Origin of the sequence: Pseudovibrio sp. M1P-2-3 (assembly GCF_031501865.1) — a bacterium.
GTDB lineage: Bacteria > Pseudomonadota > Alphaproteobacteria > Rhizobiales > Stappiaceae > Pseudovibrio > Pseudovibrio corallicola.
Genome location: NZ_JARRCW010000001.1, coordinates 921,006 through 933,933, shown reverse-complemented (window position 1 = coordinate 933,933; position 12,928 = coordinate 921,006). Strand labels below are relative to the sequence as shown.

Here is a 12,928-nt window from a genome sequence, read left to right as displayed (position 1 = left end):
CAAAATTGCTTGCTCTTAAGTAAAGCGCTTAGCTTTCGTCAGCCCAGCTCTCTAACAGCTCATCATAATCAACAGTGATTGGCTGAGGCTTCTCGTTACCAAGGCGAGCCTTAGGCGCACCTGGCTGAGACAACCAATAATCACGGGACTGTGGTTCGTTAAGTTTCGGACCACATTCGCCCTGAATGCCAGCACGTTCGATACGAGCCAGAACTTTATCCTGAGCAGTTGCAAGGGATGTCATAGCTTCCTGAGCAGTTTTTGCGCCAGAAGATGCATCACCAATGTTCTGCCACCACAGCTGAGCCAGCTTTGGATAATCAGGAACGTTTGTACCTGTTGGTGTCCACTGAACGCGAGCTGGCGAACGGTAGAATTCAACAAGACCACCGAGCTTAGGCGCACGTTCTGTGAAGGATTCGTGACGCACGTCACTGTCACGCACGAAGGTCAGACCAACGTGGGATTTCTTCAAAGAAGTGGACTTTGCAACAGTAAACTGTGCGTAGAGCCACGCAGCTTTTGCACGATCTTCAGGAGTAGACTTCATCAAGGTCCAGGAACCAGCGTCCTGATAACCAAGCTTCATGCCTTCTTCCCAGTAAGCGCCCTTCGGAGAAGGAGCCATACGCCACTTTGGAGTGCCGTCTGCATTCACTACTGGAAGACCTTCTTTCACCATGTCGGCAGTGAAGGCTGTGTACCAGAAGATCTGCTGAGCGATAGACCCTTGGGCTGGAACAGGACCAGCTTCGGAGAACACCATGCCACCAGCTTCAGGCGGAGCATACTTCTTCAACCAATCAATGTACTTGTTGATTGAGTAAACAGCAGCAGGACCATCAGTAGCACCACCACGCTCAACGGAAGAACCAACTGGTGAACAGCCGTCTACGCGAATGCCCCATTCGTCAACAGGGAAACCATTCGGGATACCCTTGTCGCCAGCACCAGCCATGGAGAGCCATGCATCGGTAAAGCGCCAACCCAAAGATGGATCTTTTTTACCGTAGTCCATGTGACCGTATACTTTTTCACCGTCGATTTCTTTCACATCGTTTGTGAAGAATTCAGCGATGTCTTCGTATGCAGACCAGTTAACCGGAACACCAAGCTCGTAGCCGTATTTGGCTTTAAACTGAGCTTTGATTTCTGGGTTTGTAAACCAGTCGTAACGGAACCAGTAAAGGTTTGCGAACTGCTGGTCAGGAAGCTGGTAAAGCTTGCCATCTGGACCGGTTGTGAAAGACGAACCAATAAAGTCTTCCAAATCCAAAGTTGGCAAAGTTACGTCTTTACCTTCTTTCGACATCCAGTCTGTCAGGTTACGAACCTGCTGGTATCGTGCATGTGTACCGATGAGGTCGGAGTCATTGATGTAAGCATCATAGATGTTTTCACCGGACTGCATCTGAGTCTGGAGCTTCTCTACAACGTCACCTTCACCGATCAGGTCATGCGTAACTTTGATGCCTGTGATCTCGGTGAATGCTTTGGCTAGAACCTTAGCTTCATACTCGTGAGTTGTGATGGTTTCGGAAACCACCTTGATTTCCATGCCCTTGAATGGCTGAGCGGCTTTTACGAACCAGTCCATTTCCTTGAGCTGCTCTTCCTGAGAAAGAGTAGAAGGCTGGAATTCGTCAGCAACCCACTTCTTGGCAGCTTCCATGTCCGCAAATGCAGAACCTGAAGCTGTAACCATTGCAGCAAATGCAACAGAGGCTAGTAAACTACCTCGCATAAATACCCTCCCAAATATTTAAATAAAGTCCGCACACTAGGGATAAGGTGCGGACCCATACTAACGCCTCTTACTCTAAACCCACCGAAATACGCAGGCAGCGTACACAAGGCAAACTCCAAGTGCGAACCAAAGGTTCGTACTCACCAACCCAAGCCAGAACAGACAAATAAATGCACTCCCCAGCAGCGAGATGAACAAGCGGTCACCCCGGGTTGTCTCAAAACGGAGTATTCCTATCCTTGGGCTACCGCCCGGAACGAAATACTCCCAAACCCCCATCCCGGCTATCAAGCTCAAAATGGTAATAAAGAATATCGCAGTGGGCGTCGTCCACGCCATCCAAGACAGATCCATTTGACGACCCCTTCTTACACGCGGCCCAAGGCAAAGCCCTTGGCAATGTAGTTACGTACAAACCAGATAACCAAAGCACCTGGAATAATGGTCAAGACACCCGCGGCAGCCAGTACACCCCAATCCAGACCGGAAGCAGAAACTGTTCTCGTCATGGTTGCAGCAATAGGCTTAGCATCTGTAACAGTAAGTGTTCTTGCGATCAAGAGTTCTACCCACGAGAACATGAAGCAGAAAAAGGCAACAACACCAATACCACTAGCAATCATCGGCATAAAGATCTTCAAGAAGAACTTGGGGAAAGAATACCCATCGATATATGCCGTCTCGTCAATCTCTTTAGGTACACCTGACATGAAGCCTTCCAAAATCCATACAGCCAGCGGTACGTTGAACAAACAGTGAGCCAGAGCAACCGCCCAGTGAGTGTCAATCAGCTCAAACGCCGAGTACAGCTGGAAGAACGGCAAAACAAACACTGCCGGTGGCGACATACGGTTTGTAAGCAGCCAGAAGAACAGATGCTTGTCACCTAAGAACTTGTAGCGAGAAAATGCGTAGGCAGCCGGCAGCGCTACAGCCACGGATATTGCCGTATTCAATGCCACATAGATGATGGAGTTGATGTAGCCATTATACCAACTTGGATCGGTGAAAATGACCATATAGTTGGCGATAGTCGGGTTTTGCGGCAGCAAAGAGAACCCTGAGAGGATCTCTTCAGTGGTCTTGAAACTCATGTTGACGAGCCAATAAATCGGCAACATCAAGAAGACTATGTAAAATGTTGGAACCATCCAAGAGAAACGGCTGTTTTCTCTTTGCACTTTAACGTTAGCTAGTGACTGCCCCCTATTTGGGGCAGTCTTGGTTGGCACCACTCCGGCGCCTAGACCGGCAGTATCAGTTGTCGTTGACATTATTATTCTCCCACCTGCTGCTGCTTCTCTTCGCCCACATTCGTCATGATTGTGTAGAACACCCATGAGAACAGAAGAATGATCAGGAAGTAGACCAGAGACATAGCCGCAGCCGGTCCCACATCAAACTGGCCAATGGCCATTTTCACGAGGTCAATTGAGAGGAAGGTTGTTGAGTTACCAGGCCCACCACCGGTTACCACGAATGGTTCGGTGTAGATCATGAAGCTGTCCATGAAGCGCAGTAGAACTGCGATCAGGAGAACGCCATGCATCTTTGGGAGCTGAATGTAGCGGAATACCGCCCACTTGGATGCACCATCAATACGAGCAGCCTGATAGTATGCCTCTGGAATAGAAACCAGACCAGCATAACACAGAAGAACTACCAGGCTTGTCCAGTGCCATACATCCATGACCACAATAGTGATCCAAGCAGCAACTGAGTCTTGGGAGTAGTTGTAATCAATCCCCAAAGCGTTGAGCGTGTGCCCCAACAAACCAATGTCAACGCGGCCGAATACCTGCCAGATAGTGCCAACCACGTTCCACGGCACCAACAATGGCAGTGCCATCATGACCAAACAGACGGGAACACCCCAGCCTTTTTTGGGCATGTTAAGGGCAATTATAATTCCCAAGGGAATTTCAATTGCCAAAATAATAAAGGAGAAGGCCAAGTTGCGGACCAAAGCGTTGAAAAAGCGCTCAGATTGCAGCAATTCTTGAAACCACTCCGTACCAGCCCAAAAGAACTGGTTATTTCCAAAGGTATCTTGAAACGCGTAGTTCACAACCGTCATCAATGGAATGACAGCAGAAAACGCAACCAGTAGAAGCACTGGCAGCACCATGAACCAGGCTTTGTTATTATAGGTCTTGCCCATGCCTAAGCCCCCCTACTTACCAGCCAGTCATTGGCATAGAGATTCAATTTATCTTCATTGAATACAGCCTTTGGACTTTCAGGGATTTCCTCACCCTCAAGAACAATTGCATTCAACTCGATGCCATCCATATTACCGCGTACAATGCGGTAGCGACCGATATCCTCAACCGCTTTCACGGAAATAGGCAGCCCTTCCTTGTCTCTGCTAAGGCTCACAAATTCCGGGCGAATACCCAGTTCTGTTTTCCCTGTAACAGCGGATGCATTCGCATAGTGCGGCAAGTTGATGGTGTGTTCGCCAACGCGCACAGAAGCATTGCCCACATTACATGGCATGACATTCATGCCCGGAGAGCCGATGAAGTAACCGACAAACGTATGCTGTGGACGCTGGAATAACTCATCAGGAGTGCCGATCTGGACCACTTGCCCATCGTGCATCACCACAACCTTGTCTGCAAATGTCAGCGCTTCGGTCTGGTCATGGGTCACATAAACCATTGAGTATCCGAACTGCTTATGTAGGGTTTTCAGCTGAGAGCGCAGAACCCATTTCATATGCGGATCAATAACCGTCAGTGGTTCATCGAACAAAATCGCGTTCACGTCAGAACGAACCAGACCACGCCCAAGAGAAATCTTCTGTTTCTCATCGGCTGTCAGCCCTTGCGCTTTCCGTTTTGCTTTGGCTTCAAGATCGATAATTTTAAGGATCTCGCGAACCTTTTTGTCCACGTCCGGCTCGGCCATTTTGCGGTTGCGCAACGGAAATGCCAGATTGTCGTAAACACTCATAGTGTCGTAAATGACAGGGAACTGGAAAACCTGCGCAATATTGCGAGCTCGTGTAGGCAAATCGCGCACAGAAACACCGTCAAACAGAAGGTCCCCTTCTGATGGACGCAAAATGCCGGAGATGATGTTCAAAAGCGTCGTCTTGCCACAGCCTGAAGGCCCTAGCAGAGCATAGGCTCCACCATCATCGAATGTGTGATGCACTTCTTTAAGAGCATAGTCCGCATCATTTTGCGGGTTTGGCTTATAAGAGTGGCGAATATGATTTAGGTCTATACGTGCCATTAGAACTCTTCCGTTTAAGCTGCCTGCAGAGCAGGCGCGGCACGCTTGCCGTTTTCATCGAAAAGAAGGAAAGTGTTGGCGTCCACGAAAATGTGCACTTCTTCACCTTGTTCGTGATTGTGAATGCCGTGGGTCAGAGCAACCCAGCGTTCGCCCAAACAATCCAAGTGAATGAAACTTTCCGAGCCGGTGATCTCGGAGACAACCACATGGGCGCCCAAGCTCACAGCATTCTCATTTGGTGCTCGCATGTACAGCTGGTGCGGACGGATGCCGATTGTGTACTTTCCGTCTGGCAAGCTCATCTGAGCAGGTGTCACGGAAATCCGACGGCCGCTGGAAAGCACAAAGCTATTGTCTTTTTTGACAGCTGAAAGCGTATTGAGCGGAGGATCGGAGAAAGTCTGGGCAGTTACAAGGTCTTGAGGGTTACTATAAACGCCCAGTGTAGAGCCAAACTGGCTAACATACCCATGATGCAAAGTTGCAGTACTACCACCCAGAAGAAGTGCTTCAGAAGGTTCAGTCGTTGCATAAACGAACACTGAACCGGCTTCCGCAAAAATCTTGGGAAGTTCAGCCCGCAGCTCTTCGCGAAGCTTATAATCAAGGTTTGCCAGAGGCTCATCCATCAGAACAAGATGCGCTCCTTTAACCAGCGCACGGGCAAGAGCTGTACGCTGCTGCTGGCCACCAGACATATTCAATGGTGTCCGGTCCAGATAAGGTGTCAGCTTCAACAGGTCGGCCGCACGGCGAACTTCCTTGTCGATATAACTCTTGGACTTTCCTTCCACGCGCATTGGCGAGGCGATATTTTCATAAACCGTCAATGCAGGGTAGTTAATGAACTGCTGGTAAACCATTGCAACGTCGCGCTTTCGAACAGAAAGCCCAGTTACATCCTTACCCTCAACGAGAATCTGACCAGATGTGGGTTTATCCAACCCCGCCATCAAGCGCATCAAACTAGTCTTACCGGAAAGTGTCGGTCCCAAAAGAACATTGAGCGATCCGCGCTCAAGCTTCATAGACACATTGCGTGTGTGATAGACGCCGCCAACGAGCATGCTGACGTCTCTTAACTCTAACATTCCGCCCCTCCCATGGCCCTACAGAAAGTTTAAAACTTTCGGCAGACAGCCCACGGCTTCATTCCAAAGATAGCTTTCGAAAGCTTACATAAATCTCAGAGGTATTGCCCGATTTCAAACCAGATTTTGAAACCAAATTTCCCGACTGAACCCTCATGATTCAGAAAATTTGCCATTCCGTATTCACAGTTTCCCTGGCAAAGATCCCCCACGCTCCTATTACCTATCGCAAACTATGTTTAGTGTGTGACTACGTACTCTTCACTAACTTGCATATTGTTTCTTTATTAGTCAATATGAAATAAAACGAAACCTGCACCCAGTTAGTCGAAACCTAATCCTGCTGTACTCAGCGGGATGCGACAGCACCCTGTAAGTCGAGCATATTACTAGTATTATTGCCAATAGCCACACTACTGATACCCCTAGTTTCCCGCCGAATGGGCTGTGCAAAAAACGCAAGTTGTGGACTTTCGCAGCACTACTTCAAACTTCATTCCGCTCATACATCGAGCTCGGTAGAGATACTATTCTCCAAGTGCATTCGATCAAAAGCTGTCGAATGATCGCATTTCACCAAGAACCTTACCTTTGAGATAAGGTGCCTTACTTTGCGTTTTACACGAAACCGGTTTGATTGGCAGTAAAATTGCACTTTTTCATCATAAGACTTAGTGGCAAAACAGCGCCCTTAAGGAAACCGCACCAAACTAACACGCGGAGCGTATATAAAAATGACGACAAAGAATCTCACTTTGCCGCCGTCTTCCCACTGTCAAAAAGACTGCTACTAATCGTTCAAAGCCATATCTGGAGACACAAACTCATAACCAAGATTTTTGGCAACACTCTCTTCGCACACGACACCCCTGTACACATTCAACCCGCTCAAGAAGCCGGGGATGTTACGCAGTGCCGCCTTGTACCCATTGTCCGCAAGGCCCAGGACGTAGGGCAACGTTGCGTTGTTCAAGGCATAAGTTGATGTTCTTGCAACCGAGCCTGGCATATTGGCTACACAATAGTGGACCACATCATCTACAATGTAGGTCGGGTTAGTATGTGTTGTTGGCCGAGAAGTTTCAAAACACCCCCCTTGATCAATTGCCACATCCACAAGCACACTACCTGCTCTCATAGCGCTCACATGATCACGCGTCACTAACTTCGGAGCTGCAGCTCCAGCCACCAGAACCGCTCCGACAACAAGGTCGGCCGAGACTACATATTCTTCAAGACTGGCATAGGTTGAATATACGGTTTTCAAGGATGAACCAAACTGCTTGGATAGGCTTGCCAGAACATCCAAATCACGATCCAAAACTGTCACATCCGCACCAAGGCCGATTGCCATGGTAATGGCGTGAGAACCTACGACGCCGCCGCCGATTACAACAACCTTGGCAGGCTCAACACCAGGAACACCGCCCAAAAGAACACCGCGCCCACCATTTGCCTTTTGCAAAGCAGTTGCACCAGCTTGTATGGATAAACGGCCCGCAACTTGAGACATAGGAGCTAGAAGCGGCAGGGTTCCCTTACTGTCCTGCACTGTTTCATAAGCGATACAGACGGCACCTGAATCAACCAGATCCTTGGTTTGTTCCGCATCCGGCGCCAGATGGAGATAGGTGAACAACACTTGATCCGAACGTAACATGCGGCGCTCAACTGCCTGAGGCTCTTTCACCTTAACAATCATCTCTGATTGCTCGAACACTTCCGCAGCGTTTGCTCTAATCTGTGCACCTGCGGCAATATACTCATTGTCAGATACACCAATGCCTAAACCCGCACCAGATTCCACCGCAACTTCATGACCGTGGGTCACAACTTCCCGCACGCTCGCCGGTGTGAGGCCAACACGGTACTCATTGTCCTTAATCTCTTTTGGCACACCTATACGCATAATGTCCTCCTCCGGAATTGTCCCAAAAAGCATTTCTTTGACACTAACTGGCAACGCATTGCAGGTTCTTGCAAAGGTTGATTCAAAATCAGTTTTATTGCAATAATCTACAAACTATTCGCTATCTATTCGCAGATTATTCGAAGATTCTGATCTATGAAAAATAATAGGTACACATTGGACCGCATCGATCGAAAAATCCTCAACCTTCTTCAAGTTGACGGTCGCATCTCCAACGCAGAATTGGCCGAACGTATTAACCTATCCCCTTCCGCCTGCCTAAGACGGGTCAAGTCTTTGGAAGCATCTGGCGTTATCGACCGGTATGTTGCCTTGCTCAACCCGCAAAAGCTGGGCTTGAATATGAGCGTATTCGTGGAAATCTCACTCGGCTCCCAGTCCAAAGAAGCTCTGGAGACCTTCGAAACTGCCGTTCGCAAATCTACTGAAATTATGGAGTGCCATCTGATGGGGGGAGATGCTGACTACCTCCTTCGTATCATGGCAGAGGACCCGGCTGATTTTGAACGTATTCACCGAGATCATCTTTCTCAGTTACCTGGCGTCATCAAAATGCGAAGTTCATTCGCCATTCGATCCATCTCCAATCGTACGGCTTATTCCATGCACTCTACCGGCTAAATTACCTTCTTCTTTCCCTATCTGGCAAATAAAACCAATGAACACGGTTAGGGCTGCCCTTGCTCTAACCATTTTGAAGCTTATAAACGCAACGATCCAACTAGGCCCTTTATTCGGAGCTTGTCCCTAATGCATATATTTACCCGTTTCCATGATAGCACTTACAAACTCGCCGAGAGCATTCAATGGGATAGCCAAAGCAATCGCCTGTTCTACTGCGACATAATCGGGCAATCCATTCACGCCTTGGATTGGAACTCGAAAAGAAGGGAAAGCTGGGACTTCCCCAAACCCGTTGGTTCTTTCGGCCTATGCAAAGACGGAGGACTTGTCATAGCTATGGGGGACGAGATCGTACTGTTCCGCACGGAGAACGGGAAGCAGGAGACAATCGCCCACATTGAAAGCGATAACAATCGAACCCGGTTAAACGACGGAAAAGTTGGCCCTGACGGATCCTTCTGGGTCGGAACCATGGACGATACGCCCGCCCGTGAGCCCATTGCAGCACTCTACCGTGTGGATGCAAGTGGCAATGTACATACAATAGAAACGGATATCCGCGTCTCCAATGGACTGGCCTGGACGAAAGAAGGGACACGCATGTTCCATTCCGACAGTTCCGCAGGATGGGTAAACACCTATGATTTTGACCCCAAAACAGGCCAGCCATCCAACCGCGCACGCTTCCTTCAACTGGACAACACACTTGGTAGACCCGATGGCGCAACTGTAGACGCAGAGGGGAATTACTGGTCTGCCGGTGTATCTGCAGGCAATCTCAATTGCTTCTCTCCTTCGGGAGAACTTATCCAATCCTATGCTATGCCAGTCCCGAAGCCCACAATGCCCTGCTTTGCAGGACCAGACATGAAAACGCTTGTTGTCACCTCTTTGCAGCCAGACACGGCAACTTTACAAAAATACCCACTATCTGGAAGTCTGTTCTCCATGAAGGCGGACGACTACCAAGGAGTTGAGGGGTTTCGTTTTGGCTAGGCATTAATTGACATTCGGGAGACAGCCGTCCCTCTAGCGTAACTGAAAATCAGCCGCATACTCAATTTATCTAAAGCATGTTCCGTTCGATTGGAATCAATCAAACGACAAGAACTCGCTCAAACTATAAACGTTAGAGTGCGAGGCGTGAATGAACGCTGCGCGCTCCAGCCCATTGAGATCACAAACAGACCCCATATATCCATAGGTTGTTCAAGCTATATTACACAACCTATAAAGAAACATACTACAACCCACCACTCCTATCTCCTTGAGTTAGTGAACAATTTCCAGCAATTACCTCAATTACAACCCAAGGTTGTCATCGATATATTCATAAACCCCCAATTTAACACAGATGGATATATCGCGATAAATATCTTAGTTAAAGATCATAAGTCACCACCATTTCAAATATATTACACACATATATTAGATTGGTATGAGTATATGCTTTTATTAAACCAAGATGAACTTCAAAATATAGACAATAAAAGCCTATCTATATTATGGGACAACTGGATAAAACACAAAAAAAATCTAAAAGGAAAAGCAATGCGACTTACAGGTGGCGACCCCGATGCTGCAGAAGAGCTCCTGTCAGCCACAATACTAAAAGCCGCAAACCACTTTGAACACAAAGAGGTTGACCTGCGTGAGCCCCGCGCCTTCTTCCTATATGCTCTTAAAAACGAATTCATAAGCCAATACCGAAAGAAAAAATATGAATTTCAATACAGAATTTCCGAAATAGACGTCTATGAAGACAGGCTGTCCTTCGCAAATAACCTGACAACAGAGCAAGACCATCAACTTCAACGCAGGCAGCAACTGGGAGAGGTTCAACAGGCCTTAACAACCCTTCCAGATATTTACCAGCGCATCTTTACTATGAAATTCGTAGAGGAGCGGTCTTATCCTGAAATTTCTGAGGACTTGGAAATTTCTCAGGCTCTTGCGAGAAAACGTGTCCAGTTCCTAAGGCAAAAGCTCCGGCATCTCGTAAAGTGGAATTACCCATCCAGTCTTTGAGTTTCACAATGCTCTTTTTTTTCCGTCTTTAAACTTAGTTAATCTAAAAATTTTGATAGGGATACAGCAATGGCAGATGACACAGTTAATTCTCAAATCACCGATGCAGTCACACAGACAAATGTGAAAGTTGTCGCTGAAGCTCCCTCCCAAGCAATGGCAAGCCTTTATCAGGTGGTAAGCAATGCAACAGGCCTGTCGGTTCAAAACGCCACACATTCCCAGCAAGCCATGAACCAGATCTCCACTGCAGTGGTTTCCAAAGGCGTTCAGCTGATCATGGAGATTGCCGCCAAGTAATTCGCTTTATGAGTATCTGGAAGCTGGGTAGCTGGAATGAGTAGGACTACCATAACCCAAAACGGCCAGTCCTCCTATGAGCGAGCACTTCAAAAAAGGCAAAACTTCATCAAAGGGCTTTTGCGCCCCCTCACCCAGTGCAGTCGAAATATTGCGCACAACCCCGCTGCCCCCTGCGCAAATCAGCGTCAAAAGCAAACGCCAACCCACAGTGAGGCTCTAGCTACTTTAGACACTAATACTAAGCATCACAGCAGCGCCCCCCCCAACAATTCTACGAGCACACGTGAAACCCAAATTCACAAACAGTCTCGAAAGACGTCTTCACTAACACACCCAAGTAATCTGGATAAACAACAGACACCGTTGGCGAAGGACACTGTAATGCCCGACAACACCGCAGATTCCCCTCCAGATACCTCAGCGCTCAACAGCCAAATTGTGCAAGCGGTGGACCTGAGTAATTTTCAAAACAGTCAGTATGCCCCGCAACTTGTATCCATTCCCGCGGAAGTTATGGCAACGCAAACAGCAGGGCACGCAACACAAAACGCAGAAGCCTACATGAACAATATCATGCAGATTGCTGTCGCCGCACAAGCTGTTGTTGCCGCAAAAATTGCCGCTTCACCCGCCACAGCGGCCACTGATGCAACAGCACTGACCGAGCTGCAGGGAATGGTGACAGCTGCCATAAGCGCTTATGGCACAGCCAGTGAGAAGGCTGGCACCTCAGCCGCCACCATAATCGAAAACACAAAGTCCAGTTAACCTGAATTAGAGGGGGACCTAGGAATGCAGGAATTCTCCAATCCCAAAAGCACCACCACACCACAAGGTGCTAATGAAACACAACCTAAAGCCATCCCTCGGGATATGGCAGAAGCCGTTCTCAAACTCTCAAAAATCCCAGCCAAAGACTTGGCTCTGGCAATGATCATGATGACACTACTGAAGAAGCGGAAGAAAACCGGACACAACTGACCTCCAATAGCTCAGGAGAGCCTCATGGAACGAGATATTTCTTATATTCGCGAGGAGTTGGATGAAGTCACACTCCTTCACCTAGAACGTTGGCGTAAAATCCTGTCAGAAGACACTCCAACGCACCGCGTTGCCCCGCAGATATCAGCCATCCCATGGCATCTAAATCAGGCACGCGGTGCGCTCATCAAAGCGGAAGCAATACTATTAAGCCTGAACAGCAGTGATGACACAACCTGCACTTCAAAAGAGCAAGCCAGCGAAGTTTGCGAGAGCGACATTTCAACTGAAACCGAAATACTTGAAACTGTAAAAACAGATAGAGACCAACAGGTTAAATGTACGGAGAGAGATCATGAATGCAAAGGGAGACCAACCAGCAACTGCAGAGGACGTCGATAGAAACCAAGCGGCGGCCGCCCTTCAAAAAACAGCACAAGCCGCCCAAAAGCAAATCGACGAGACAACACAGGAGTTTTTGAATCTCAAGCAACAGATACCAGATTTCAAAAAGGTCATTGCAGAGATAAAACAGCAGCAAAGCGACTTAGACAAAGCCAGTACGGAAGTTGCGCAGGCCGCCCATCAAACTATGACCAAGGTTGAGCAGAGCGTTAAACAAATATCTGCGGATGTCCAGCGAGAGGTCAGCACCCTCACCTCATCCCTGTCTGGTTTCAGCAATCCACCTCAAACCAACACCCAAGCTACGCAAGCAAATGCAGCTCAACACCCCCCGAATAGTCCAACCTATTCGGGCAGCGTGACACCACAGCAAGTAGCCGACGCACTCCGCAAAGTTATTCAATCAGAAGTAAACTCAGTTATAAACAGCAGCCTTGCACCACTTACTTCTCAATTAAAAAGTATAATTGAAAATAAAGAGAACAAATAGCTAATAACAACTTCACAACTGATATAAATTTTCGTCATTAACACTGTAAACACCTAATGACAGGTAGCTTTATTGGAGGTTTA

15 protein-coding genes are annotated in these 12,928 nt (G+C 48.0%); 8 read left to right on the top strand and 7 right to left on the bottom strand.

Annotated features, from left to right (window positions below):
- Positions 1-28 precede the first annotated feature (28 nt).
- The 7 genes from P6574_RS04310 to ald form a co-directional block, all read right to left on the bottom strand.
- Complete coding sequence (locus P6574_RS04310; RefSeq protein WP_310619155.1) at positions 29-1,744, bottom strand: ABC transporter substrate-binding protein; 1,716 nt, start codon at positions 1,742-1,744, stop codon at positions 29-31.
- Between the two features lie 75 nt (positions 1,745-1,819).
- Entirely contained in the window at positions 1,820-2,101 is a 282-nt protein-coding gene (locus tag P6574_RS04305) for a DUF2160 domain-containing protein (protein WP_310619154.1), read from the bottom strand.
- 14 nt (positions 2,102-2,115) lie between these two features.
- Complete coding sequence (locus P6574_RS04300; protein WP_405048129.1) at positions 2,116-2,898, bottom strand: carbohydrate ABC transporter permease; 783 nt, start codon at positions 2,896-2,898, stop codon at positions 2,116-2,118.
- A 125-nt stretch (positions 2,899-3,023) separates the two neighbouring features.
- Positions 3,024-3,908 carry a carbohydrate ABC transporter permease gene (locus P6574_RS04295; protein WP_310619152.1) on the bottom strand — a complete coding sequence of 295 codons (885 nt, stop codon included), beginning with the start codon at positions 3,906-3,908 and terminating at the stop codon, positions 3,024-3,026.
- Positions 3,909-3,910: 2 nt separating this feature from the next.
- Positions 3,911-4,990, bottom strand: a complete 1,080-nt coding sequence (locus P6574_RS04290) for an ABC transporter ATP-binding protein (protein ID WP_310619151.1) — start codon at positions 4,988-4,990, stop codon at positions 3,911-3,913.
- 14 nt (positions 4,991-5,004) lie between these two features.
- Positions 5,005-6,084, bottom strand: a complete 1,080-nt coding sequence (locus P6574_RS04285; RefSeq protein WP_310619150.1) for an ABC transporter ATP-binding protein — start codon at positions 6,082-6,084, stop codon at positions 5,005-5,007.
- Positions 6,085-6,874: 790 nt separating this feature from the next.
- Positions 6,875-7,993, bottom strand: coding sequence for an alanine dehydrogenase (gene ald / locus P6574_RS04280; protein WP_310619149.1), 1,119 nt, complete (start codon positions 7,991-7,993; stop codon positions 6,875-6,877).
- Between the two features lie 156 nt (positions 7,994-8,149).
- Between ald and P6574_RS04275 the strand changes: the two genes are divergently transcribed.
- From P6574_RS04275 to P6574_RS04240, 8 genes are all read left to right on the top strand, one after another.
- Complete coding sequence (locus tag P6574_RS04275) at positions 8,150-8,635, top strand: Lrp/AsnC family transcriptional regulator (protein WP_310619148.1); 486 nt, start codon at positions 8,150-8,152, stop codon at positions 8,633-8,635.
- 129 nt (positions 8,636-8,764) lie between these two features.
- Entirely contained in the window at positions 8,765-9,634 is an 870-nt protein-coding gene (locus tag P6574_RS04270; RefSeq protein WP_310619147.1) for an SMP-30/gluconolactonase/LRE family protein, read from the top strand.
- 450 nt (positions 9,635-10,084) lie between these two features.
- Positions 10,085-10,666 (top strand): RNA polymerase sigma factor, encoded by a 582-nt coding sequence (locus tag P6574_RS04265; RefSeq protein ID WP_310622102.1) that lies wholly within the window; start codon positions 10,085-10,087, stop codon positions 10,664-10,666.
- A 69-nt stretch (positions 10,667-10,735) separates the two neighbouring features.
- Positions 10,736-10,966: a RebB family R body protein gene (locus P6574_RS04260; RefSeq protein ID WP_310619146.1), complete on the top strand. Its 231-nt coding sequence runs from the start codon at positions 10,736-10,738 to the stop codon at positions 10,964-10,966.
- A gap of 36 nt (positions 10,967-11,002) precedes the next feature.
- Complete coding sequence (locus P6574_RS04255) at positions 11,003-11,737, top strand: hypothetical protein (RefSeq protein WP_310619145.1); 735 nt, start codon at positions 11,003-11,005, stop codon at positions 11,735-11,737.
- A gap of 24 nt (positions 11,738-11,761) precedes the next feature.
- Positions 11,762-11,950, top strand: coding sequence for a hypothetical protein (locus tag P6574_RS04250; protein ID WP_310619144.1), 189 nt, complete (start codon positions 11,762-11,764; stop codon positions 11,948-11,950).
- 24 nt (positions 11,951-11,974) lie between these two features.
- Positions 11,975-12,352 (top strand): hypothetical protein, encoded by a 378-nt coding sequence (locus P6574_RS04245; RefSeq protein ID WP_310619143.1) that lies wholly within the window; start codon positions 11,975-11,977, stop codon positions 12,350-12,352.
- Positions 12,306-12,845 (top strand): CDK5 domain-containing protein, encoded by a 540-nt coding sequence (locus P6574_RS04240; RefSeq protein WP_310619142.1) that lies wholly within the window; start codon positions 12,306-12,308, stop codon positions 12,843-12,845. Before P6574_RS04245 ends, P6574_RS04240 begins: the two co-directional genes overlap by 47 nt.
- The last annotated feature ends 83 nt before the right edge of the window (positions 12,846-12,928 follow it).